This is a genomic window from Rhodococcus sp. WS3, from assembly GCF_003797085.1.
Taxonomy (GTDB): Bacteria; Actinomycetota; Actinomycetes; order Mycobacteriales; family Mycobacteriaceae; genus Rhodococcus_F; species Rhodococcus_F globerula.
On record NZ_RKMA01000001.1, the window covers coordinates 2147652 to 2170104 of the forward strand.

The following is a 22453-nucleotide window of genomic DNA, read 5'->3' on the forward strand; positions in this document are numbered from 1 at the left end:
GACGGTTAGGGATTGCGTGGCGCGTCGTCGCGGGACACGATGCGGCGGGCGATCTTCCACTCGTCACCGACTCGAATCACTCGATCCGTGATCGTTGTCATCCGAACCAATCGCGTGTCCCCACCGCGCTTGGTCGCGACGATCTGCAGATAGCCGCGCACCGTCAACTCGGCTTCGACTGCCGTTTCCACCAACAAGTTGGTGATCACGTGCCGATGAACCTCGTCCGCCGCTTCGGCTCCGGAGTAGAACCGGCCGGCGAAAGCTTCGAGATCCGAAGAACCGACTACCGGTTCCGGATAGCTGGGCGAATGGAACTCACCGTCAGTCGTAAATGTTGCCGCCCAATCCCGTTGACGCCCGGAGTCGATGAGATGACTCTGCAATGCATACAACTGGTGGATTGCGGCAACGTCGCCGGCCGCCACTCCGCGGTAGTCAGTCATGAGGATGTTCTCTCCGGAAAACACTGCGCTGGACTCCCCTGAAGGGTTGCCCACCTGTCGAATGTGTGCGATAATCGCACAGGCCGTGCGATATGAACAAAGCGTAGGTGGCCCACCTCACAAACGTCAAGGAGCGAACTCGATGCGCGAACTCAGTGATGACCATCGACCCCGAATAAGTCCAGTTCAAGTGGACTCCGGCATGTCGAAAACTCTCCATCACGGACTCGAGATTCTGGAGCTCCTCACCTCCTATCCGCACGGGTTGTCGGTCACAGACATCGCCGACGGCATCGGAGTTCACCGCACGGTCGCGCACCGACTCATCCGGACTCTCGAGGCACATCACTTGTGCCGCAAGGACACTTTCAAGCGCGTCACACTCGGCGCAGGACTGGTCACCCTCGCCGAACCGGTGGAGCAGGATTTACGAACCCTCGCCCGCCCGATCCTCGAAGAACTTGCCGACGCCACCGAAGCGACGGCCCACCTCGTGGTCCGCGAGAGCGAGACCGAAGTTCGCGCACTGATGGTCGTCGAGCCACGCAGCGCCCGAATGCACGTCGCCTTCCGTCCCGGCCAGGTCGATCCGATCGACCGCGGCTCCGCCGGCCTGTCCATGCTGGCCTCACTCCCACCCGTCGACGGTGAACGAGACGAAGTGCGTATTGCCCGTGCGCGCGGTTACGCGTCGACGATCGGCGAGATCACCCCTTCCGTCCACGGCATATCGGCGGCAGTTCCCGGACGCCGCGGCGACGCCATCACCAGTATCGGAATCTCCGCTTTCCACGCCGATGACCAAGACGCACTCGGCGCGGAGGTTATCGCCGCCGCACAAAAACTGGGAAGCTTGTTGCGCTGATCGCCGCAATGTCGAGCCTCGGGAATATCGCAGGCTCGACATTGTTGAGTCAGCATGAGATAGTTGAACAATCAACTACCTGAGTGCAAGGAGTTACGACATGCCTGCTGTGACAGTCGAGAATATTTTGGCCCTGCCCCGGCTCGACGAGCCTGCAGCGTCCGCAGTCAGCCGTCCCGTCAAGAGCATCACCACCGCTCCCGTCGGCTACGAAGGCGAAGGCTTCCCCGTACACCGCGCATTCGCGGGCATCGATCTCTCAGCACTCGACCCGTTCATCCACATGGACCAGATGGGTGAGGTCAACTACGCCCCCGGAGAACCCAAGGGCACGCCCTGGCACCCGCACCGCGGCTTCGAAACCGTCACCTACATGATCGACGGCATCATGGAGCACCAGGACTCCAACGGCGGCGGCGGCATTATCGGCGGCGGTGACACCCAGTGGATGACCGCAGGTGGCGGCATCCTCCACATCGAGACTCCCCCGGAGCACCTCGTTGTCAGCGGCGGCCTCTTCCACGGCGTCCAACTGTGGGTGAACCTCCCCCGAGACAACAAGATGGCAGCGCCGCGGTACCAGGACATCACCGGAAACAAGGTCGCTCTGCTCTCGTCGCACGACGGCGGCGCATTGGTACGCGTCATCGCAGGCGAGATCGCCGGCCACGCCGGACCGGGATCGACGTACACGCCCATCGCGTTGTCCCACACGACCATCGCACCTGGCGCCAGCGTCACGTTGCCGTGGAACCCCGAGTTCAACGCCATCGCCTATGTTCTTGCCGGTGAGGGAACCGTCGGCGCAGAGCGTCGGCCGATCCGCGCAGGCCAGACCGCCGTGTACGGACGCGGCGACTCCATCACCATCGCCGCATCCGATCGTCAGGATTCCCGGACCGAATCGCTCGAGGTCTTCATCCTCGGCGGCAAGCCGATCCGCGAGCCCATCGCCATGGCCGGACCGTTTGTCATGAACACGAAGTCCGAGGTCATGCAGGCATTCGAGGACTTCCAGGCCGGACGCCTCGGTTCCATCCCGGCAGCCCACGAAACTCTGAGCTGACATGAAATCGGTAGTAGTTCAGCGTGCGCATGAACGTGCGCACCTGAACTACGGCTGGCTCACGTCCCGTCACAGCTTCCCCTTCGCCGGTAACTTCGACCACGCCGCTTACGCGCACGGACTACTTCTGGTCAACAACGACGACATCGTCGAAGCCGGCTCCGGTTTCGACACCCATCAACACCTCGATACCGAGATCGTGACGTGGGTGCTCAGCGGTTCCCTGGTCCACCAGGATTCAGCTGGGCACACCGGCGAAATTCATCGCGGCCTCGCGCAACGAATGAGCGCCGGAACCGGGATTCTGCATTCCGAGCGCAACGACACCCGGCGCGCCGACGGTACCCGCCATACAGAACCGGTCCACGTCGTCCAAATGTGGATTCCGCCAGACGAATCCGGGATCACTCCGAGCTATCAGGAACTCGACGTCAATACCGAACTCGACGCCGGTGGCTTGATCACCTTGGCGTCGGGAATGCCCGCGCATCGCGATCACAGCGCGATCACGCTTCACAACAAGTTTGCGGCGCTGCACGTTGCACGCCTCGACATCGGTCAGACGATAACCCTGCCGGACGCCCCGTATGTTCACGCCTACATCCCGCAGGGCTCCGTCACAGTCGAGGGCGTCGACACTCTCTCGACCGGAGATTCGTTGCGACTCAAGGAAACCGGCGGACATCGAGTCACCGCCGCGGAACCCGCAGAAGTTCTGATCTGGGAGATGCACGCCGGACTGCGGCCCCATCTCGTACGCTGAAAGCATTCGGCCCCAAAGGAGGAACGCCATGTCGGCGCTCACAACCCCGCACATCGACGTCCACCGCAGCGGTGATCGCCTGAAATCCCGCATCTCCTGGCTTGATTCGAAGCATTCGTTCTCGTTCGGGCAGCACTACGACCCCGACAACACCCACCACGGCCTGCTCCTCGTCAACAACGACGACACCGTGCTCGCGGGTACCGGATTCGACACCCATCCGCACAAGGACATGGAAATCGTTACCTGGGTGCTGCGCGGTTCGCTCGTTCACCAAGACTCCATCGGGCACTCCGGTGTCATCTATCCCGGACTCGCGCAACGGATGAGCGCAGGCACCGGGATCATGCATAGCGAGAAGAACGACTCGTGGCGTCTGGGCGGCCAACAGCACTCCGATCCGGTGCACTTCATCCAGATGTGGGTTGCGCCCGACGAGGGTGGACTGACTCCCGGATACGAACAACTCGAAATCGACGACGAACTCCTACGCGGCGGACTCATACCCGTCGCCTCCGGAATGGATCGCTACAAAGATCATTCGGCCATCCGCATCAACAACAAGTACGCGGCACTGCACGTGGCGCGAATTCTCCCCGGCACAAGCGTGACCCTGCCGAACGCCCCGTTCCTCCACGTTTTCGTGGCCGAAGGAACCGCAGACATGGAGGGCACCGGCACCCTCTACGAAGGTGATGCCGTCCGCATGAGCGACTCCGGCGGACAACTCGTCACCTCCGAAACCGGTGCCGAAGTGCTGGTCTGGGAAATGCACGCACGTATCGGTGGCTGAGACCCGGCGACCGGCCCCATCTCCGGTACGGGCGATACTCGATACATGAGCATCGACAACTCCGCGCCCACCGTCAAACTTGATCCCCTCAACACCTTGATGGATGTACGCGCAGTAGCGATCACTCCTGGCGATCTCAGCTTCGCGCAGACAATCGGGGACCGCTTCCACGACCACCGCGGACGCACAGTGCTCGGATCGCTCGGCGTCATGATCGACGGCGCCATGGGTGGGGCTGTGTACTCGGGGCTCACTTCGGGTCACCAGTCGGTGCTCGCACAGGTCACGGTCAGTGCGGCCGCCGATATCCCGTCGACGGGAACAGTCGGAGCCACCGGTGCACTCGTGCACCTCGACGACGGAGTCGGACTGGCGTCGGGACAACTACGCGGTGACGACAGCACACTTCTGGCAGTGATGGCCGGGCGCGCCATGATTGTCTCGCGGCCACCCGTCGTTGCACCCGACGACTACATCGCCGGCCCTGCCCTCGATGTGCCGGTTCCCGAAGAAGTCAGTGACCTGAGTGGACTGAGCGGATCCGACGTCGTCGAAGGAATCCTGGCCGGAACTATCAAGCGTGGACCGCTCGCCGGACTCCTCGACCTCACGCTGACCGAGGTAACGCCAGGCGCTGTCGTCGGCGAACTTGCGCCGGTCGAATGGATGGCCAACCCGCTCGGCGCAGTACAGGGCGGTGTACTCATCTCCGCCACCGACGCCATCACCGGGCTCGCCGCGCAAACCCTGACTACCGCCGAACAGGATTACCGCGTCCTCGACCACAAGATCGACTTCCTGCGCTCACCGGCCATCGGTGGTCCCGTCATGCGCGCCGAAGCCAGCGTGATCCGCGCCGGACGTAGGCTCGCACTCATCGAATCGCGCATCGTGGACAACACCGGTCAGGTCTACATCCGCGCCACCTCGAGCGTCCAGATGATCTCCCAGCAAGTTCACAGCTGATAACCAGCCCCGCGCCAGACCGCTCGTCCACCATTGATTCAACAGCCCAGATCAATGGAGGTAGACGCGTGAACAAAGACATCGAAGCCAGTCGGCAACGAGTGAGTCGCAGGCGAGCACTGGCACTCGGCGGCACCATCAGCCTCGGCGGACTCATCGCCGCATGTTCCGGCAACAGCGGCAGCTCGACCACGACGTCCACCGCTGCGGCCTCCACGACCACCGCCGGCACCGGCGCCGCTGCTGCCTCGGCTACCTCCGGCGACGCTGTCACCGCGCTGCTCGCCAAGGCACCACAGTGCGTCATGAGCGAGGAAGAAACTCAGGGCCCGTACTGGTTCGACGTCGACTCCATCCGCAGTGATATCCGCGAAGATCGACCAGGCACCACCCTCCAGGTCGCACTGCGGGTGCAGGACAACAGCATCTGCAACGCCGACGGCACCATCGGCGCCGTCAGCAACGCCGTCGTCGAAATCTGGCACTGCGACGCAGGCGGCGTGTACTCCGGCTTCGAGTCCGGCTCCCTGAGCGCAAACGGTGGCGGCGGCGGTGGAACGCCTCCGTCCGGTGGCATGGGCGAACCCCCGGCAGGCGGAATGGGACAGCCGCCGTCGGGCGCACCCGGCGGCGGGATGGGCGGCGGCATGGGTTCGATGGGTGGCTCCGGCGAAACTTCCGACGGCTCATACAGCGTCGGCGACAGCGAAGCAACCACCACCGACGACGGCACCTACCTGCGCGGCGCCCAGACCACGGACGCAAACGGCATCGCGCAGTTCACCACCATTTTTCCGGGCTGGTACATGGGCCGCACCACGCACATCCACGTCAAGGTGCATATCGACAAGAAAACTGTCCTCACAACGCAGACCTTCTTCGAGGAGAACCTTCTCGACGAGGTGTATTCCGTCAGCCCGTACAGCGAGCACACGGGCCGTGAGAACAACACCAACAATTCCAACGACAGCATCTTCTCCGACACCGGCATGATGACCGTCGAGAAGCAGTCGGACGGGTCATACCTCGCCGTCATCAATCTGGGTATCGACGCCTGACCCCGATCACCGGAAGCGGGCGGTTCAGTTGGCATCAATTGACGCTCACACCCGAACTTGTGGTGACGCAGATCGCTCGGGCACTGAACGGCTCACGATAACGACTGAGCGGATTGTGGTGATCGTGTAAGGATGGAGAAATGACCACGGCTCATCGCTCAGGCATCGACCTCACCCACCTAGACAGCGAGACCCGCGCGCAGGACGACCTGTTCGTCCATGTCAACGGGAAATGGCTCGCCGAATACGAGATTCCCGCAGACCGCGCAGTCGACGGCGCTTTCCGCACGCTGTACGACAAGGCCGAGGAAGATGTGCAGACCATCATCACCGAGGCTTCCGCGTCGTCACCGGAGTCCGGTACCGATGCCCAACGCATCGGCGATCTGTACTCGAGTTTCATGGATGCCGACGCTATCGAGGCTGCCGGTCTCACCCCGATCGACGACGAACTCGACGCAATTGCGGACGCGGCCGATCGTTCTTCGCTGGCTACCGTGATCGGACGCCATCAGCGCACGGGTGTCGGCGGCGCCATCGCGCACTACGTCGACACCGACGCCAAGAACTCCGAGCGCTACCTCATTCACTTCAGTCAGTCGGGCATCAGCCTTCCCGACGAGTCGTACTACCGCGAAGACAACTACGCCGAAATTCGCGACAAGTTCGTCGCCCACGTCGAGAAGATGTTCAACCTCGCCGGACTCGGCTACGAGGCGCAGCGGGTATTCGACCTCGAGAAGAAGATCGCGGCCGGGCACTGGGACGTCGTGAAGCGTCGTGACGCCGAGTTGAGCTACAACCTCGTCGAATTCGAGGAGCTCACCGAGCAGAACCCCGGATTGGATTGGGCTGCTTGGCTGTCCGGCTTGGGAACGACGTCCGAGAAGTTCTCGGAAATCGTGGTTCGCCAGCCCGGATTCCTGCACACCTTCACCGCACTGTGGGCGTCGGAAGAACTCGACGACTGGAAGGCATGGGCTGCCTGGAAAGTCATCCATGCGCGCGCTCCGTACCTGCATTCCTCGTTGGTGGACGAGAACTTCGCGTTCTACGGCACCGCACTCTCGGGCACCGAGGAGAACCGTGAGCGCTGGAAGCGTGGCGTCGGCCTGGTCCAAGACCTGCTCGGCGAGGCCGTCGGCAAGCTGTACGTGGAGCGCCATTTCCCGGCCGAAGCCAAAGTACGCATGCTGGAGCTGGTCGGCAATCTGCAGGAAGCCTACCGCCGCAACATCTCCGAACTCGAGTGGATGAGCCCGGATACCCGCAAGGCCGCACTGGCCAAGCTGGACAAGTTCACTCCCAAGATCGGCTACCCCGACAAGTGGCGTGACTACTCGGGTCTCGAGATCTCGGCCACCGACGTCGTCGGCAACTATCGCCGCGGATACGCCGCGGAATACGACCGCGACCTCGCAAAGTTGGGCGGCCCCGTCGACCGCGACGAGTGGTTCATGACACCGCAGACGGTTAACGCGTACTACAACCCGGGTATGAACGAAATCGTTTTCCCCGCAGCCATTTTGCAGCCGCCGTTCTTCGACGCCGCCGCTGACGACGCCGCCAACTACGGTGGAATCGGTGCTGTTATCGGTCACGAGATCGGGCACGGTTTCGACGATCAGGGCGCCAAGTACGACGGCGACGGCAACATGGTCGACTGGTGGACCGACGACGATCGCACCGAATTCGGCAAGCGCACAAAAGCTTTGATCGAGCAGTACAACGAATTCGAACCCAAGGAACTGCCGAGTCATCATGTCAACGGCGAGTTCACGATCGGCGAGAACATCGGCGATCTGGGTGGACTGTCCATCGCGATCGCGGCGTACAAGATCGCGACCGAAGGCACCGAACCGCCCGTTATCGACGGTCTCACCGGTTTGCAGCGCGTGTTCTTCGGCTGGGCTCAGGTGTGGCGGACCAAGGCACGCGAGGCCGAGGCACTGCGTCGGCTCGCCGTCGACCCGCATTCACCGCCGGAATTCCGCTGCAACGGCGTCGTCCGTAACCTCGACACCTTCCATGAGGAGTTCGACGTCAAGCCAGGTGATGCACTGTATTTGGAGCCCGAAAAGCGCGTAAAGATCTGGTGACCCGATCCTGAAGGATTTCGCTCGCCGAGCGAGCGAAATCCTTCAGAATCAGTATGTGATCAAGCTCCGTACACCGGCGTCGGGGTCTCGGCCTTCTCCAACAGCGATGCCACGACGGGTCCGATTTCCTTCGGGTCCCAGCGATCACCCTTGTCTTCGCTCGGGCCGTGACGCCATCCTTCTGCGACGGTGATCTTGCCGCCCTCGATCTCGAAGACGCGTCCCGTGACATCCTTGGACTCTGCGCTACCGAGCCACACGACGAGCGGTGAGACGTTCTCCGGAGCCATGGCGTCGAAGCCCTCTTCCGGAGCTGCCATCATCTCGGCCATGGCGCCGCCGGCACCGACCGTCATGCGGGTACGCGCGGACGGCGCGATTGCGTTGACGCTGACGCCGTAATTCTTGAACTCTGCTGCTGCCTGGATGGTCATCTCGGCGATGCCGGCCTTGGCTGCGGCGTAGTTGCCCTGGCCGATGGAGCCCTGCAGTCCGGCGCCCGAGCTGGTGTTGATGATGCGTGCGTCGATCGGGTTGCCTGCCTTGGCCTCGGCGCGCCAGTAGGCGGCGGCGTGACGCAGGGGCGCGAAGTGACCCTTGAGGTGGACGCGGGTGACGGCGTCCCATTCGGCTTCGCTCATACCGACGAGCATGCGGTCACGCAGGAAGCCGGCGTTGTTGACGAGCACGTCGAGGCGACCGAAGTTGTCGATGGCGGTCTTGATGAGGTTTTCCGCACCCGCCCAGTCTGCGACGTCGTCACCGTTGACGACGGCCTCGCCGCCGGCTGCGATGATTTCGGCGACTACCTGCTCGGCCGGGCTCTCGCCGGTTGCGGAGCCGTCCGCGCCTGCACCGATGTCGTTGACGACAACCTTGGCGCCCTCTGCCGCGAATGCCAGTGCGTGCGCGCGTCCGATACCGCGACCTGCCCCGGTGATGATGACTACGCGTCCATCGACCAATCCACTCATTTTTATCTCCTATTGCACTCTGCTCGGGCTTGTCGGCTCCGCTTGTGTGCTAACTTACCAAGCAATCGCTTGGTTTGGTACACAGACGTAAGGAAACCCGCTATGGGCATCAGCACCTCCTCCGACGGGACCGGCATCACCACGGTCACCATCGACTACGCACCGGTCAATGCAATCCCCTCGCAGGGATGGTTCGATCTCGCCGACGCGATCCTCGCCGCAGGTAAGGACCTCAATACCCACGTCGTGATCCTGCGAGCCGAAGGCCGCGGATTCAACGCCGGCGTCGACATCAAGGAGATGCAGGCCACCGACGGCTACGACGCTCTGGTTGCTGCCAACCGCGGTTGCGCTGCTGCTTTTGCCGCGGTCTACGACTGCGCCGTTCCGGTCGTCGTGGCAGTCAACGGATTCTGCGTCGGCGGCGGCATCGGTCTGGTCGGCAACGCTGACGTCATCGTCGCGTCCGACGACGCGATCTTCTCCCTCCCCGAGGTCGACCGCGGTGCACTCGGCGCAGCCACGCACCTCGCTCGCCTGGTGCCGCAGCACATGATGCGCACGCTGTACTACACGGCGCAGAGCGTCGACGCCCACACACTCAAGCAGTTCGGCAGCGTCTACGACGTCGTCCCGCGCGAGAAGCTCGACGATTGCGCCCGCGAGATCGCCGCCAAGATCGCCGCCAAGGACACCCGCATCATCCGGTGTGCGAAGGAAGCCATCAACGGCATCGACCCCGTCGACGTCAAGAGCAGCTACCGCCTCGAGCAGGGATACACCTTCGAGCTCAACCTGCTCGGTGTGTCCGACGAGCATCGCGACGAGTTCGTCGCAACCGGCAAGCCGCGTGAGAACGCAACCCAGAAGGAAGGCTGAGACATCATGGCTAGCAAGCGTGACAAGACAATGTCGCTCGACGAGGTTGTCGGCGAGCTTCGCTCCGGAATGACCATCGGATTGGGCGGCTGGGGATCTCGCCGTAAGCCGATGGCTTTCGTGCGCGCGATCCTGCGTTCGGACATCAAGGACCTGACCGTCGTCACGTACGGTGGACCGGATCTCGGCCTGCTGTGCTCGGCCGGCAAGGTCAAGAAGGCGTACTACGGCTTCGTGTCCCTGGACTCGGCTCCGTTCTACGATCCGTGGTTTGCCAAGGCACGCACCAACGGTGAGATCGAGTCCCGCGAAATGGACGAGGGAATGGTCAAGTGCGGCCTCGAAGCTGCAGCTGCCCGTCTCCCCTTCCTGCCGATCCGCGCAGGCCTGGGATCCGATGTCCGTAACTTCTGGGGCGACGAACTCAAGACCGTCACCTCCCCGTACCCCGAGGCCGACGGCCGCTCCGAGACCCTGATCGCGATGCCCGCGCTCAACCTCGACGCGTCGTTCGTTCACCTCAACCTCGGCGACAAGCACGGCAATGCCGCATACAACGGCGTCGACCCGTACTTCGACGACCTGTACTGCATGGCAGCGGAGAAGCGTTATGTCTCGGTGGAACGCATCGTCGAAACCGAGGAACTGGTCAAATCCGTTCCGCTGCAGAATCTTCTGATCAACCGCATGATGGTCGACGGTGTCGTCGAGGCCCCGAACGGCGCGCACTTCACCCTTGCCGGCGAGAGCTACGGCCGCGACGAGAAGTTCCAGCGTCACTACGCCGAAGCCGCAAAGACCCCCGAGTCGTGGCAGGCATTTGTCGACACCTTCCTCTCCGGCAGCGAAGAGGATTACCAGGCCGCAGTAAAGAAGTTTGCAGAGGAGCAGGCGTCATGAGCGAATCCACCGTCACCCGCGCAGAGTACGTAGTCCTGGCTTGCGCCGAAATCTTCTCCGGCGCAGGTGAAATCATGGCCAGCCCGATGTCGACGTCATCGACCATCGGCGCTCGCCTTGCCCGCCTGACCACCGAACCTGATCTCCTGATCACCGACGGCGAAGCCCTCATCCTCGAGGACACCCCAGCAGTGGGAACGAAGGGCCCCATCGAAGGATGGATGCCGTTCCGCAAGGTGTTCGACGTGGTCGCTTCCGGTCGTCGCCACGTGGTCATGGGCGCAAACCAGCTCGATCGCCACGGTAACCAGAACCTCTCCGCTTTCGGCCCGCTTCAGCAGCCGTCGCGTCAGATGTTCGGTGTGCGCGGCGCTCCGGGTAACACGATCAACCACGCCACGAGCTACTTCGTCCCCAAGCACTCCAAGCGAGTGTTCGTCGACAAGGTCGACGTGGTGTGCGGCGTCGGCTACGACCAGATCGATCCCGAGAACCCGGCATACAAGTACCTCAACATCCCCCGCGTTGTCACCAACCTCGGTGTCTTCGACTTCGGCGGACCGGGAAACACCTTCCGCGCGTTGAGCCTTCACCCCGGCGTCACGGCCGAAGAGGTTGCCGAGAACACCTCGTTCGAGGTTGCCGGACTCGCCGAGGCAGGCGTCACCCGCGAACCCACAGTAGAAGAGCTCCACCTCATTCGCGAGACCCTCGACCCGCGCAACCTGCGGGACCGTGAGGTCTCGGCATGACCCCCACCCTCAAGACTGCGCTGACCGAACTGGTCGGCGTGGACTACCCGATCGTGCAGACAGGCATGGGCTGGGTTTCCGGTCCCGCTCTCACGTCGGCGACGGCTAACGCCGGCGGTCTGGGCATCCTGGCTTCGGCCACGATGACGTACGACGAGCTCGAGCACGCCATCAAGAAGACGAAGCAGCTCACGAACAAGCCCTTCGGCGTCAACATGCGCGCCGACGCCACCGACGCGAAGCAGCGTATCGATCTGCTCATCCGCGAAGGTGTCAAGGTTGCGTCATTTGCCTTGGCTCCCAAGAAGGATCTGATCTCCAAGCTCAAGGACAACGGCATTGTTGTCGTTCCGTCCATCGGTGCTGCAAAGCATGCCGTGAAGGTTGCGTCCTGGGGCGCGGACGCCGTCGTCGTCCAGGGCGGCGAGGGTGGCGGTCACACCGGCGGTGTGGCAACAACCCTTCTGCTCCCCTCGGTCCTCGACGCCGTCGACATTCCGGTTATCGCCGGTGGCGGATTCTTCGACGGCCGCGGCCTGACGGCTGCACTCGCGTACGGCGCTGCCGGCGTGGCGATGGGCACCCGTTTCCTGCTCACGAGCGATTCCTCGGTACCGGATTCCGTCAAGCAGGAATACCTCAAGCGCGGACTGACGGATACGACCGTTTCACGCAAGGTCGACGGCATGCCGCACCGTGTGCTCAACACCGACCTGGTCAACAGCCTCGAAGGTTCCAGCTACGCAACCGGTTTGATCGCTGCCGCCAAGAACGCCATGAAGTTCAAGGCAATGACCGGCATGAAGTGGTCGACGCTCGCCAAGGACGGAATCGCGATGAAGCGATCCGGCGACCGCACCATCATGCAGATCATCATGGCCGCCAATACCCCGATGTTGCTCAAAGCCGGTCTGGTGGAAGGTAACACCGAAGCCGGTGTGCTGGCGTCGGGTCAGGTTGTCGGCATGATCAACGATCTGCCCAGCTGCAAGGAACTGATCGACAGCATCATGGAAGACGCCGTCAAGCGCATCGACGCGCTGGCCGCTCTTCGCTGAACACGTAGCAATCACTGAGTGCGTCTCCCCCGATATCAGGGGAGGCGCACTCAGTGCGTTAAAGCTGCGTCGGGCACAGCTCTCATCGCGTCCGCCAACTCCGCCGCCATCGTTCCCTTGTTCTCCACCACGACGGTCTCGCAGCCCTGCCAGAGTGCGGTTCGCCGGAGCAGCGCCGCCAGGCGCGGTGCAGTATCTGCGTCGGCGTCGGGTTCTGCCCAGGCGGAGCGCACGATCAGTTGACGGTTCTGACGGTCATTCTTGAGATCGACTCGCGCACAGATCTTGTCGTCGATCAGCACCGGCAGGACATAGTAACCGTGGACCCGCTTGTGGGCGGGAGTGTAGATCTCGATCCGGTAGTGAAAGTCGAAGAGCCGCAACGCTCGATCACGCGCCCATACGACCGGATCGAAGGGAGACAACAGAGCGTCGGCCCGAATTGCCCTTGGCCGTTTGGCCTGAGGATCGATCCATACCTCTCGCGGCTTTCCTCGACGCTCCCAACCTTCGACGGAGGCGGGGCGCACGCTGCCGGCGTCTTCGAGCTCTCGCAGTGCAACTCGTGTCTCGGCGCTGGGGAGTCGAAAGTAGTCGGCGATATCGTCGAGAGTGCCCAGTCCGTGTGCCCGCACTCCGCGCAGCACAAGCTCACGGATCGCGTCCGGCCGCTCCACCCTGGCGTCGAGTATCGCCGGCGGCAGTATGTTCTCGGCGAGTGCGTAGCGACGTTCGAACCCCGCTCGACCTGCCGATACCACCTCGCCCCACCGGAACAGGGTCTCCAGGCCGACCTTCACGTCGGACCACCCCCACCAGGGTCCGCGCCGCGTGTTCGCGTCGTGCTCGACCTCGCTCGCCGCCATCGGCCCGTTGTCCCGCAATTCGCTGCGCAACCACTCGAGAAAGTCGAGCCGATCGGATGCCCATCCATTCTTGTCTGCGAGGGCCTTTTCCCGAAACTGATCCATTCGCCAACGGAACAGCGGCCACATGTCGACGGGTAGGAATGTCGCTTCGTGGCCCCAGTATTCGAGGTATCCCGATCCCGGTGCGAAGGCGAGCTGGTCGAGTCTCGACTTGTCGTACGCACCCATTCGCGCATAGATCGGCAGATAATGACTGCGCTCGAATACGTTGACCGAATCGATCTGGAGCACCTGCAAGCGGTCCATCACTCCGATCAGATTGCGTCGTGTCACGGCTGCAGGATGCGCTTTTCCAAACCCCTGAGCTGCAAGCGCGATGCGACGCGCCGCGGCCGGAGACACTACTTCGCTCATACTCGTGAAGACTAGCCATCACCTCCGACAGCAAAATCGAAAACAACGATTGAGCCCGCCAAGATCGGGTTACCCTCCAGTGTGGAATTTGACTGGCTCGAACTCGTGCTCACTGCCCACCGCGAATTCGGTTCGCGACTCGCTCAGGTCGAGGACTGGAATGTGCCTACCCCCGATTCCGACTGGCAGGTGGAACACCTGGTTCGTCATGTGATCGAGGAACAACAGTGGGTGCCTCCGCTGCTGTCCGGGCTCACCGTGGGCGAAGCGACGCCGGACATCGTTCCGGTTGGTGACGACCTGTGGACCGAATGGCAGAAGTACTCCGAAGCCGCGATCAACGCCTGGAAATCGACAAATCTCGATACGCAGGTTCATCTGTCCTACGGCACGGTGAACATGGAGCCGTATCTGCGTCAGCAGACGTCCGACGTCACCATTCACGCGTGGGATCTGGCACGGGCAGTTGGTGCGGACGACCGTTTGGACCCGACGCTCGTCGAAGCCGTCTGGTCCGATCTCGACGGTCAACGCGACATGCTGGCCGAAAGCGGTTTGTTTGCCGCCCCGGTCGAGATTCCCGAGGACTCGCCTCTGCAGGACAAGTTGATGGCACTGACCGGCCGTGATCCGCGCTGAAGGAGACGCGCTAAAGGAGTTCTGCCTCCGAGAAACGCCCTCTCAAATCGATACCGATCTCGGCGTGACGGAGTAAGAACGACTTCTCGTCGTACCCTTTGCGACGCAACCAGAGTGTGACTTCGCTGTTGCATTTGCTGGCGTTGCACGACGCGCAGGCCGGCGCAATGTTGTCGAGGGTGTAACGGCCTCCCCGCGAGATCGCGAGAACACAATCACGTTGCAGCGGTACGTCTTGCGCGCCGCAGTAGGCGCACCCACCCCACGAGGATCTGAGCGCGGCCCACTGCTCGGTGCTGAGGTCGTGTGTCGTGCTGTCCATCCGGCGCTTGCGTTTGCGCGCGTATCGGGCTTTGCGACTGCGGTTGATCGTCACCTCGTCATGCTACTGACCGCCGCTAGACACCTACCGCGACACCCGCCGTGCGAGCGGCACCGTCCCACCCGCCAGTCGGTGCCGGAAGACCCAGGAGTGCCGCCACTGTCGGCGCCACGTCGATCGTGCGCACGGGGGTGTCGACGCGGCGGCCGCCGTCGAGGCCAGGATGCCCACCACTGAGGAAGAACGGAATCGGCAGTGTCACGGAGTGGCCGTGATTGCCAGGGATCGGGTTGGACAGCGGTGTCGGATCACTGAACCGCCACCCCTGTGCGCAGAACGCAACAACATCGCCGGCATTGTCACCGAGATTGAATTCCGCCGGCAGATGGCTCGATTCGACACCGTCGACGGCGGAGACAATTTCCTGAGTACGTCGAACAGCCTCGGCCCGTTCCTGATCCGGTCCTACGAAGTAGATCAGATCGGCGCCACCGTTCTGCGCGATGCGGATCTTCCCTGCCAACAACGGATCTGCGTTGAGCGGACGATCCAGCCCGATAAGGCGCGTTGGCTCCGACCAGTCCATCGAGTGATCGGCCAGCACAATGAGGACGCTCCGATTCCACCGTCCGGTGCTGTGAAGGAAATCGACAAAGCGTCGTACCTGATTGTCGGTGTTCTGCAGTGCGGCGGTCCGCGCGATCCGAATCGACGGTCCCGAAAGATCAAGGTGACCAACACGGTCCACGTCGCCGAGGTTGGTGAACGACAACCGCGGTGAGCTCTCGCCGACGATCCGGATCAACGCGTCGATCGTGAAGTTGTCCGGGGCGTGCTCGGTGCCGGGAAGCAGCGGTTGCGGATCCCAGACGACGGATGCGCGATCACCGAACAGTCCGTGCAGGTATTGCTTGGACAGCACACTCGCAGTGGTCAACCCGAGTTCGGTGCGCGCGCGGTCGAGGACCGTCGACGTCTGCAGATCCGATGCCTGATCGAGGTCGCGCTTCTTGTCGATCGCCGGGTCGTAGACGGAATTGGCCGGCACACCCGAACGCACGGGGTACACACCCGTCATCATCGCCGTGTGGTTGGGAAGCGTCTCGGCGATATTGATCGCGCTGGCATTCGGGTAGTGGACACCGCCCGCGGCCAGGCCGGTCAGCATCGGAGTGAGATCTGCTCGCAGTTCGTCCGGGCGCATACCGTCGACAACGACGACGTAGACGTCGACATCGGGCAGACCGCCACCGGTAGGCACACCCGCGTGCGCGGGCGCACCGAGCAAAGCTGTTCCGGCAAGCACACTTCCGCCGATCAAGACGTTGCGGCGGGAGAGTTCGAGGCTCACTGGTTGACTCCTGGTCGGTACGAGTTCGGGTCGAGCGGACTGAAGGACGGAGCTACCCTGGCACCGGCACCGGCAGGCAGGCGGTAGCTGGTTGCGTAGTGGGCGTTGCTCTGTGGATCGGTGACGTTGTCGACGAAATACCAATCCATCTGGGTACCGTCGCGGGCGATGTCGAATACGCCGTATCCGTGCGAATCCAATTCGACGTACCGAACGTGGCGATTGACCGCCTTGAACGCTTCTTCTGCCGCAACGGATGCGGTGCGCGGCGGCACTTTCAACATGTCGTCGATGTTGGGAGAGGTCACCGACGGAACAACGAACTCAGCTCCGACGGTCGGTCCACCCGGATAGTTGGCGGCGTTAGTGGGCAGGTCACACGCCCACGACGTGTGAATGTCACCGGTGATAAAGACTGTGTTGTCAACGTTGTTCGACGTGATGGCGTCGAACAGTCGTGTGCGGTCGGCGGTGTAGCCGTCCCACTGATCGGTGTTGTACGGGAACCCGGCCTGCGGGATTCCCACCAGTTCGGTCAGCGCCGCGGTAGTAGCCGGTTCGAGCGGCGGAAACACACATGGGGTGATCATGACGGGATTGCCGACGATCTTCCATTGCGCCGGCGAGCTGACGATGCCGCTGGTGAGCCAATCCATTTGCGCGCGTCCGGTAATGGTGCGATTCGGGTCGTCGATCTGACGCAATGTGGGCTGCTCGTCGCGGTACGTGCGCAAATCCAGCATCGAGATTTCTGCCAGGTTCCCGAAGCGGAACCGCCGGTACAGTTGAACGCTCGAACCACTGCCAGAGGGCCGAACCGGCATCCACTCGAAATAGGCCTTGGCCGAGTTGGCCTTTCGATCCACCCAATCGCCTTCGACACCGGAAGTGTGGTTTTCGGCGCCGTCCCGGAACGCATTGTCCGCCGATTCGTGATCGTCCCACGTGGTGATGAAGGGCAGTTTCAGATGCAGAGCCGCAAGGTCCGGGTCGGTCTTGTACTGCGCGTGCCGGATTCGGTAGTCGGCCAGGGAAATGATCTCGTGTGCCGGTTCGTGCAGCCGTACCGATCCGTTTCTCGCGCCGTATTCCCCCTGACCGTATTCGTAGATGTAATCGCCCAAGTGGATGATCGCATCGAGATCCTCCCGGAACCCGAGATGGCGGTAGGCACCGAAATACCCGGCCTCCCAGTTGGAGCAGGAGACAACACCGAAGCGCATCCGTTCGAGATCTGCCGAATTCGACGGAGCGGTGCGTGTGCGGCCGACGGGCGAAACTACCGAACCGGTGGTGAATCGGTACCAGTACGTAGTGGAGGAATCGAGTCCCGTCACATCAACTTTGGCAGTGTGATCCGAACCTGCCGAAGCCACAACACTTCCCGACGCCACAACAGTCGCAAACCCCTCATCGGTCGCGACGTGCCAGTTCAGCGTCACTGCCGGCCCGATCCCCGAACCCGGGGTCGCGTCGGCCGTCGGCGTGATGCGCGTCCAGATGATGACGGCGTCCGGCAGTGGGTCACCGGACGCAACGCCGTGGTTGAAGCCGGCAGGCACCGCGGCACTCGCACGGTTCGCCGAGGCGACACCGAGGCCCACCGCACCGGCAAGTGCTGCCGAACTCTGCAGGAGGCCACGTCTGGTTATTCGATCAAAGGCATTCGTGTGCACGCTAGGAGTGAATCTGCATCTGAACAGATGTTCAAGAGAGCTTCGGAATGTTCACCCAGGCTTCGCCTGTGCGCCTTTTCGGTAGTGCCGGCTACCAGAAAGGCGCACAGGTGGAGCCTATGCTTGGCAAATGACCGAACCCGACATCAAGCCCAGAAGTCGTGACGTCACCGACGGACTGGAAAAGACCGCAGCGCGAGGCATGTTGCGAGCAGTAGGAATGGGTGACGACGACTGGGTCAAGTCCCAGATCGGCGTCGCGTCCTCCTGGAACGAGATCACCCCGTGCAACCTGTCCCTCGACCGCCTTGCCAAAGCCGTCAAGGAAGGTGTCCGGGAGGGCGGTGGGTTCCCCCTCGAATTCGGCACCATCTCGGTGTCCGACGGCATTTCGATGGGTCACGAGGGTATGCACTTCTCCCTCGTCTCCCGTGAAGTCATCGCGGACAGCGTGGAAACCGTCATGCAGGCCGAGCGCCTCGACGGTTCCGTCCTCCTTGCCGGCTGCGACAAATCACTGCCCGGCATGTTGATGGCGGCCGCTCGCCTCGACCTCGCCAGCGTGTTCCTCTACGCCGGTTCCACGTTGCCCGGCGTCGCAAAGCTGTCCGACGGCACTGAACGCGAAGTCACCGTCATCGACGCCTTCGAAGCTGTGGGAGCGTGTGCCCGCGGGCTGATGAGCCGCGAAGACGTCGACACCATCGAGCGCGCCATCTGCCCCGGCGAGGGTGCCTGCGGCGGTATGTACACCGCAAACACCATGGCCAGTGCCGCGGAGGCCATGGGTATGTCCCTTCCCGGCAGCGCGTCGCCGCCTGCGCCCGACCGTCGACGCGACGGATTCGCGCGCGAGAGCGGCAAAGCCGTCGTCGAACTCCTCCGTCGGGGAATCACCACCCGCGACATCCTCACCAAGGAAGCATTCGAGAACGCGATAGCGGTTGTCATGGCATTTGGTGGTTCCACCAATGCGGTGCTCCATCTCCTCGCGATCGCTCACGAAGCGTACGTCCCTCTGACACTCGACGATTTTGCTCGTGTCGGGGCCAAGGTTCCCCACCTTGCCGACGTGAAGCCTTTCGGAAAACACGTCATGACCGACGTCGACCGCATCGGCGGAGTTCCCGTCATCATGAAGGCGTTGCTCGACGCCGGTCTCATGCACGGCGATTGCCTGACCGTTACCGGCAAGACCGTGGCGGAGAATCTGGCGCACATCACCCCGCCCGATCCGGACGGCAAGGTTCTACGGGCGATGAACAAGCCCATTCACCCGACCGGCGGCATCACGATCCTCAAGGGCTCGTTGGCTCCCGGCGGCGCAGTCGTCAAGTCAGCCGGATTCGAATCCGACGTATTCACCGGCACTGCACGAGTTTTCGAACGCGAACGCGCCGCGATGGACGCTCTCGAGGACGGCACGATCACTGCCGGTGATGTTGTGGTGATCCGATACGAAGGCCCCAAGGGCGGCCCCGGGATGCGCGAGATGCTGGCCATTACGGGCGCTATCAAGGGCGCAGGCCTGGGCAAAGACGTCCTGCTGCTGACCGACGGACGATTCTCCGGCGGAACGACCGGCCTATGCGTCGGGCACGTCGCGCCCGAGGCGGTGGACGGCGGTCCCATCGCGTTTGTGCGCGACGGCGATCAGATCCGGCTCGACGTCAGTACCGGACTGTTGGAACTGCTTGTCGACGACTCGGAACTGCTTGCCCGCAAAGAAGGTTGGGAGCCACTTCCGCCGCGCTACACACGCGGTGTGCTGGCGAAGTACACCAAGCTGGTGGGATCAGCGTCAGGTGGAGCAGTGTGCGGCTGAACCCGAACAGGTAGCGCGCTGATGCCAGACAGCGCACCGATCTAGATCGGCTGGAACCCGGCACCGACGCCTCCATCGGAATTGATATCCGCGATGATCGAGGACATGTTGGTGCCGAGTTCCGGCCCCAGACACGGCACGTACAGGTAGGCGTTCACCATCGCCACCAATGTGGTTCCGACGGTGACAGGGGCTCCGGAATCGCCGTGGTCAACACACACCTGCGTCCAGGTCTGGGCGTCGGCGCTCAGATTTCCCCACACGACGCCGCACGTCTGCCCCGTTGTCCGACCTTCTTTGCAGGCGATGGCCGGGAAGCTCGCCGGCTGGCCGATTGACGTGATGGTGGCACTGTCGACGGTCCGCACGGGCGTCACTTTTGCCGGATCGAACTCGATGATGGCGTAGTCGAGCTCCGAATTGGACTCGACGAAGGTGCCGACGACCCCGGCTCCCTCGTCATCCTCCGGAACAACCGTCGAACCAGGTCCGCCACAGTGACCTGCAGTGATCCCCACCAGCCGACCGCCGTTGTCACGCCCGATCGTTGTCAACGTACATATCGTCTCGTCGCTGATGATGATGCCGCTGCCCCCGCCGAGGGGTGTTGCCGCGGCAACGGCCGTCCCTGTGACCACCAACCCGAGTCCCAGTGCAATTACGACCGCCGCCAAAACGGAAATGATTCTCTGCAACATCACACACTCCCCGCCGAGATAGTCCCCGCTGCACAAATCGCATACCCCGGAAACTCGGCACCTACGCAGGAGAGTTACTCGTTGGTCCCCAGCGCTTCGAGCATCTTGCGTGCTTCTTCGAGTTGACGGCTGAGCTCGTCCACTCTGGCGGCCGCTGCGTCGCGCGCCTCCACGATGATCGATTCGACGGCTTCGATGGCCGTCGGTTCACCCAGTTCGCGGATTGCGCGCTCAACTGCATCGGGTGCCACCGGGACCGCTTTGCCCGGCCGCTTGGCTCCCAAAGTGACGGTGACGCTCCAGTCGTTGTCGGCGCCGGCATGGATGGTGACGCTGACTCCTGGCGGTAGTTTCTTGGCACGCTTGACCGCCGGACGAGGCGCGGGAGCCGCAACGGGCGCAGGGGCCGGAGCGGCTGCTGCCGGTACGGTTCGGGGCTTCGGCCGAGTTTCGACGAGTGGTTCCATGAGCGGTTCGGACTCCACAACTGGTTTAGGGCGGGGCGCCGGCTTGGGGGGCGTCGACGCGACGCGGTTGATTCGCAATTCCTCTGCCTCGAAGGGCAATTCGTCGTTCACGCCCTTGGGGCGGATCAGCACGGTATTTCCGTCCACCGACACCACCTTCGCGGAAGTGCCTGCGTCGATGCCGAGGCTGGGAGTTGCCTCGCGCAGGTATACGGTGGCGCGTTTGCCTTCGGCGACTGCCGTGGCGAGAGCTGCCAAATTTTCCGCAGTGAGGTGATCCGGCGTTGATGCGGTAGCGCCGGAACGTCTACGGGGTGGCATGCGCAAATCCTTTCGAGAGTGTCGGTAGAGCTTTTCTCGGGGCAACTCTTGCACAGGGCACCGACGTGTTCCCGCGCAGCGCCGCTCAGGTTCGCCGAATTCAGTACTGTTCGGCAGGCAGCACGTGAAAGATAGTGTCGACAACACCGCAACATGGGACGCAAGGAGCACAGTGAGCAGTTCGGAGTCAGCACCGATCGACGAGGGCACCGAACCATCCGCGTCACTGTCGCGAAGTGGGTTCGACGCCCCTACCTTCAGTCGCATTCAGTCCGACGTCGAAGAGTTCCTCCTCGGCGGTCCTCGTTGTTACACGCAGTCTCAGATCGCCGAATTCGCGGGTGTTTCCCGCGAGCGCGCAGATCGCCTGTGGGTCGCGATGGGATTTGCCGTCGACGACGACCCGGACGCCGTCATGTTCACCCAACAGGACGCCGATGCGTTGCAGGGCATCATCACCATGGTCGATCGTGGAATCATCTCGCGCAGTAGCGAAGTCGCTGCGGCACGCGCGCTGGGCCAATCGATGTCGCGTCTCGCCGAATGGCAGGTGTCGATCATCGGTACTCACATCGTCGATCAATTGACGGAGTCCGCGGATGACGATCCCGAGGCGATCCGCAAGCAAATTCTGCGACTCGGCGCCGAGATCATCCCCGCTGTCGAGTCGCTCCAGACCTACGTATGGAAGAGGCACATCGCTTCGTCGACGGGACGGAACGTCGGAAACCCCGGAGAAGAATTCTCCAGCCGGATCTTGATCGTCGGTTTTGCCGACATCGTCGGATACACCTCACTGACTCGGGGACTGGATCCCACCGAGCTGAACGATTTGCTCGAACGCTTCGAATCCGCGTCAACCGAAATCATCGGCCGAAACTTCGGGTGGGTCGTCAAAACTGTCGGTGACGAGGTGATGTTCGCTGTGGAAAGCCCCCGTCACGCTGCCGAAATCGCCTTGCAGATTCAAAGCGCCGTGCTCGCCGACCACGACGATCCACAACTGCGCGTGGGTCTTGCCATGGGTCCGACGCTCGTGCGTTTCGGCGATCTGTACGGGTCGGTGGTCAACAAAGCTGCCCGTCTCACCAGTTCCGCGCGTCCCGGCACGGTCCTGATCGATTCGGAATTGGCTGCCGCAGTGAGCGACGATGCCAATTTCAAGCTCCGCCACCTCCGGCCGCGTCGCGTGCGTGGCATCGACCGCCTCGAACAGTACGTACTACGACGAAATCTCGAACCCTAAAGATCT

General features: G+C 62.7%; 22 protein-coding genes. 14 read left to right on the plus strand and 8 right to left on the minus strand.

Going from position 1 to position 22453, the window contains the following annotated elements:
• Nucleotides 1-5: 5 nt before the first annotated feature.
• The gene (locus EEB13_RS09680; protein ID WP_045064870.1) at nucleotides 6-446 is read right to left on the minus strand and encodes a nuclear transport factor 2 family protein; all 441 of its coding nucleotides are present in this window, start codon (nucleotides 444-446) and stop codon (nucleotides 6-8) included.
• A 142-nt stretch (nucleotides 447-588) separates the two neighbouring features.
• On the opposite strand from EEB13_RS09680, the gene EEB13_RS09685 reads away from it, so the two are divergent.
• The 7 genes from EEB13_RS09685 (at nucleotide 589) to EEB13_RS09715 (ending at nucleotide 8056) form a co-directional block, all read left to right on the plus strand.
• Complete coding sequence (locus EEB13_RS09685; protein ID WP_045064872.1) at nucleotides 589-1311, plus strand: IclR family transcriptional regulator; 723 nt, start codon at nucleotides 589-591, stop codon at nucleotides 1309-1311.
• A 100-nt stretch (nucleotides 1312-1411) separates the two neighbouring features.
• Nucleotides 1412-2377: a pirin family protein gene (locus EEB13_RS09690; RefSeq protein WP_033236667.1), complete on the plus strand. Its 966-nt coding sequence runs from the start codon at nucleotides 1412-1414 to the stop codon at nucleotides 2375-2377.
• Nucleotide 2378: 1 nt separating this feature from the next.
• Nucleotides 2379-3140 (plus strand): pirin family protein, encoded by a 762-nt coding sequence (locus EEB13_RS09695; protein ID WP_045064874.1) that lies wholly within the window; start codon nucleotides 2379-2381, stop codon nucleotides 3138-3140.
• 28 nt (nucleotides 3141-3168) lie between these two features.
• Nucleotides 3169-3933, plus strand: a complete 765-nt coding sequence (locus tag EEB13_RS09700; protein ID WP_033236665.1) for a pirin family protein — start codon at nucleotides 3169-3171, stop codon at nucleotides 3931-3933.
• 45 nt (nucleotides 3934-3978) lie between these two features.
• Nucleotides 3979-4899, plus strand: coding sequence for a PaaI family thioesterase (locus tag EEB13_RS09705; RefSeq protein ID WP_141485125.1), 921 nt, complete (start codon nucleotides 3979-3981; stop codon nucleotides 4897-4899).
• Nucleotides 4900-4967: 68 nt separating this feature from the next.
• Nucleotides 4968-5957, plus strand: a complete 990-nt coding sequence (locus EEB13_RS09710) for a protocatechuate dioxygenase (protein WP_141485126.1) — start codon at nucleotides 4968-4970, stop codon at nucleotides 5955-5957.
• Nucleotides 5958-6097: 140 nt separating this feature from the next.
• Nucleotides 6098-8056 carry a M13 family metallopeptidase gene (locus EEB13_RS09715; RefSeq protein ID WP_141485127.1) on the plus strand — a complete coding sequence of 653 codons (1959 nt, stop codon included), beginning with the start codon at nucleotides 6098-6100 and terminating at the stop codon, nucleotides 8054-8056.
• 59 nt (nucleotides 8057-8115) lie between these two features.
• Here EEB13_RS09715 and EEB13_RS09720 read toward each other — a convergent pair whose 3' ends face one another.
• Nucleotides 8116-9030: an SDR family oxidoreductase gene (locus tag EEB13_RS09720; RefSeq protein WP_033236661.1), complete on the minus strand. Its 915-nt coding sequence runs from the start codon at nucleotides 9028-9030 to the stop codon at nucleotides 8116-8118.
• A 102-nt stretch (nucleotides 9031-9132) separates the two neighbouring features.
• Between EEB13_RS09720 and echA20 the strand changes: the two genes are divergently transcribed.
• Genes echA20 through EEB13_RS09740 form a run of 4 tightly spaced genes read left to right on the plus strand, consistent with a single transcriptional unit; the run spans nucleotide 9133 to nucleotide 12619 of the window.
• A complete protein-coding gene (gene echA20, locus EEB13_RS09725; protein WP_033236660.1) occupies nucleotides 9133-9909 on the plus strand; it encodes a (7aS)-7a-methyl-1,5-dioxo-2,3,5,6,7,7a-hexahydro-1H-indene-carboxyl-CoA hydrolase in 777 nt (258 codons plus the stop codon).
• 6 nt (nucleotides 9910-9915) lie between these two features.
• Nucleotides 9916-10809 carry a cholesterol ring-cleaving hydrolase subunit IpdA gene (gene ipdA / locus EEB13_RS09730; protein ID WP_033236659.1) on the plus strand — a complete coding sequence of 298 codons (894 nt, stop codon included), beginning with the start codon at nucleotides 9916-9918 and terminating at the stop codon, nucleotides 10807-10809.
• Nucleotides 10806-11561, plus strand: coding sequence for a CoA-transferase subunit beta (locus EEB13_RS09735; protein ID WP_033236658.1), 756 nt, complete (start codon nucleotides 10806-10808; stop codon nucleotides 11559-11561). The genes ipdA and EEB13_RS09735 overlap by 4 nt, the downstream gene beginning before the upstream one ends.
• Complete coding sequence (locus tag EEB13_RS09740; RefSeq protein WP_033236657.1) at nucleotides 11558-12619, plus strand: NAD(P)H-dependent flavin oxidoreductase; 1062 nt, start codon at nucleotides 11558-11560, stop codon at nucleotides 12617-12619. Before EEB13_RS09735 ends, EEB13_RS09740 begins: the two co-directional genes overlap by 4 nt.
• Nucleotides 12620-12669: 50 nt before the next feature.
• Here the strand turns inward: EEB13_RS09740 and EEB13_RS09745 are convergent, their stop codons facing one another.
• Nucleotides 12670-13902: a winged helix-turn-helix domain-containing protein gene (locus EEB13_RS09745; protein WP_141485128.1), complete on the minus strand. Its 1233-nt coding sequence runs from the start codon at nucleotides 13900-13902 to the stop codon at nucleotides 12670-12672.
• 81 nt (nucleotides 13903-13983) lie between these two features.
• Between EEB13_RS09745 and EEB13_RS09750 the strand changes: the two genes are divergently transcribed.
• Nucleotides 13984-14541, plus strand: coding sequence for a TIGR03086 family metal-binding protein (locus EEB13_RS09750; protein ID WP_141485129.1), 558 nt, complete (start codon nucleotides 13984-13986; stop codon nucleotides 14539-14541).
• A 10-nt stretch (nucleotides 14542-14551) separates the two neighbouring features.
• On the opposite strand, the gene EEB13_RS09755 is transcribed toward EEB13_RS09750, so the two are convergent.
• The 3 genes from EEB13_RS09755 to EEB13_RS09765 are packed head-to-tail and all read right to left on the minus strand — an operon-like array spanning nucleotide 14552 to nucleotide 17890.
• Complete coding sequence (locus tag EEB13_RS09755) at nucleotides 14552-14917, minus strand: HNH endonuclease (protein ID WP_261984487.1); 366 nt, start codon at nucleotides 14915-14917, stop codon at nucleotides 14552-14554.
• 22 nt (nucleotides 14918-14939) lie between these two features.
• Complete coding sequence (locus EEB13_RS09760) at nucleotides 14940-16214, minus strand: alkaline phosphatase family protein (RefSeq protein ID WP_141485130.1); 1275 nt, start codon at nucleotides 16212-16214, stop codon at nucleotides 14940-14942.
• Complete coding sequence (locus EEB13_RS09765; RefSeq protein ID WP_141485131.1) at nucleotides 16211-17890, minus strand: alkaline phosphatase D family protein; 1680 nt, start codon at nucleotides 17888-17890, stop codon at nucleotides 16211-16213. Before EEB13_RS09765 ends, EEB13_RS09760 begins: the two co-directional genes overlap by 4 nt.
• A gap of 130 nt (nucleotides 17891-18020) precedes the next feature.
• Here EEB13_RS09765 and ilvD point away from each other — a divergent pair, with 130 nt between their 5' ends.
• Nucleotides 18021-19715: a dihydroxy-acid dehydratase gene (gene ilvD, locus EEB13_RS09770; RefSeq protein ID WP_033236651.1), complete on the plus strand. Its 1695-nt coding sequence runs from the start codon at nucleotides 18021-18023 to the stop codon at nucleotides 19713-19715.
• 41 nt (nucleotides 19716-19756) lie between these two features.
• On the opposite strand, the gene EEB13_RS09775 is transcribed toward ilvD, so the two are convergent.
• Together EEB13_RS09775 and EEB13_RS09780 are read right to left on the minus strand one after the other, a co-directional pair.
• The gene (locus EEB13_RS09775; RefSeq protein ID WP_141485132.1) at nucleotides 19757-20413 is read right to left on the minus strand and encodes a trypsin-like peptidase domain-containing protein; all 657 of its coding nucleotides are present in this window, start codon (nucleotides 20411-20413) and stop codon (nucleotides 19757-19759) included.
• A gap of 74 nt (nucleotides 20414-20487) precedes the next feature.
• On the minus strand, nucleotides 20488-21201 hold the full coding sequence (locus EEB13_RS09780) for a DUF6319 family protein (RefSeq protein WP_033236649.1): 714 nt from the start codon (nucleotides 21199-21201) through the stop codon (nucleotides 20488-20490).
• A gap of 196 nt (nucleotides 21202-21397) precedes the next feature.
• Here EEB13_RS09780 and EEB13_RS09785 point away from each other — a divergent pair, with 196 nt between their 5' ends.
• Nucleotides 21398-22447, plus strand: a complete 1050-nt coding sequence (locus EEB13_RS09785) for an adenylate/guanylate cyclase domain-containing protein (RefSeq protein WP_371851348.1) — start codon at nucleotides 21398-21400, stop codon at nucleotides 22445-22447.
• Nucleotides 22448-22453 lie beyond the last annotated feature (6 nt).

Excerpts from the sequence above, each read along its gene's own strand:
- EEB13_RS09680 (WP_045064870.1), bottom strand. The coding sequence starts at position 446 with ATGACTGACTACCGCGGAGTGGCGGCCGGCGACGTTGCCGCAATCCAC.
- EEB13_RS09685 (WP_045064872.1), top strand. The coding sequence starts at position 589 with ATGCGCGAACTCAGTGATGACCATCGACCCCGAATAAGTCCAGTTCAA.
- EEB13_RS09690 (WP_033236667.1), top strand. The coding sequence starts at position 1,412 with ATGCCTGCTGTGACAGTCGAGAATATTTTGGCCCTGCCCCGGCTCGAC.
- EEB13_RS09695 (WP_045064874.1), top strand. The coding sequence starts at position 2,379 with ATGAAATCGGTAGTAGTTCAGCGTGCGCATGAACGTGCGCACCTGAAC.
- EEB13_RS09700 (WP_033236665.1), top strand. The coding sequence starts at position 3,169 with ATGTCGGCGCTCACAACCCCGCACATCGACGTCCACCGCAGCGGTGAT.
- EEB13_RS09705 (WP_141485125.1), top strand. The coding sequence starts at position 3,979 with ATGAGCATCGACAACTCCGCGCCCACCGTCAAACTTGATCCCCTCAAC.
- EEB13_RS09715 (WP_141485127.1), top strand. The coding sequence starts at position 6,098 with ATGACCACGGCTCATCGCTCAGGCATCGACCTCACCCACCTAGACAGC.
- EEB13_RS09720 (WP_033236661.1), bottom strand. The coding sequence starts at position 9,030 with ATGAGTGGATTGGTCGATGGACGCGTAGTCATCATCACCGGGGCAGGT.
- echA20 (WP_033236660.1), top strand. The coding sequence starts at position 9,133 with ATGGGCATCAGCACCTCCTCCGACGGGACCGGCATCACCACGGTCACC.
- ipdA (WP_033236659.1), top strand. The coding sequence starts at position 9,916 with ATGGCTAGCAAGCGTGACAAGACAATGTCGCTCGACGAGGTTGTCGGC.
- EEB13_RS09735 (WP_033236658.1), top strand. The coding sequence starts at position 10,806 with ATGAGCGAATCCACCGTCACCCGCGCAGAGTACGTAGTCCTGGCTTGC.
- EEB13_RS09740 (WP_033236657.1), top strand. The coding sequence starts at position 11,558 with ATGACCCCCACCCTCAAGACTGCGCTGACCGAACTGGTCGGCGTGGAC.
- EEB13_RS09745 (WP_141485128.1), bottom strand. The coding sequence starts at position 13,902 with ATGAGCGAAGTAGTGTCTCCGGCCGCGGCGCGTCGCATCGCGCTTGCA.
- ilvD (WP_033236651.1), top strand. The coding sequence starts at position 18,021 with ATGACCGAACCCGACATCAAGCCCAGAAGTCGTGACGTCACCGACGGA.
- EEB13_RS09775 (WP_141485132.1), bottom strand. The coding sequence starts at position 20,413 with ATGTTGCAGAGAATCATTTCCGTTTTGGCGGCGGTCGTAATTGCACTG.
- EEB13_RS09780 (WP_033236649.1), bottom strand. The coding sequence starts at position 21,201 with ATGCCACCCCGTAGACGTTCCGGCGCTACCGCATCAACGCCGGATCAC.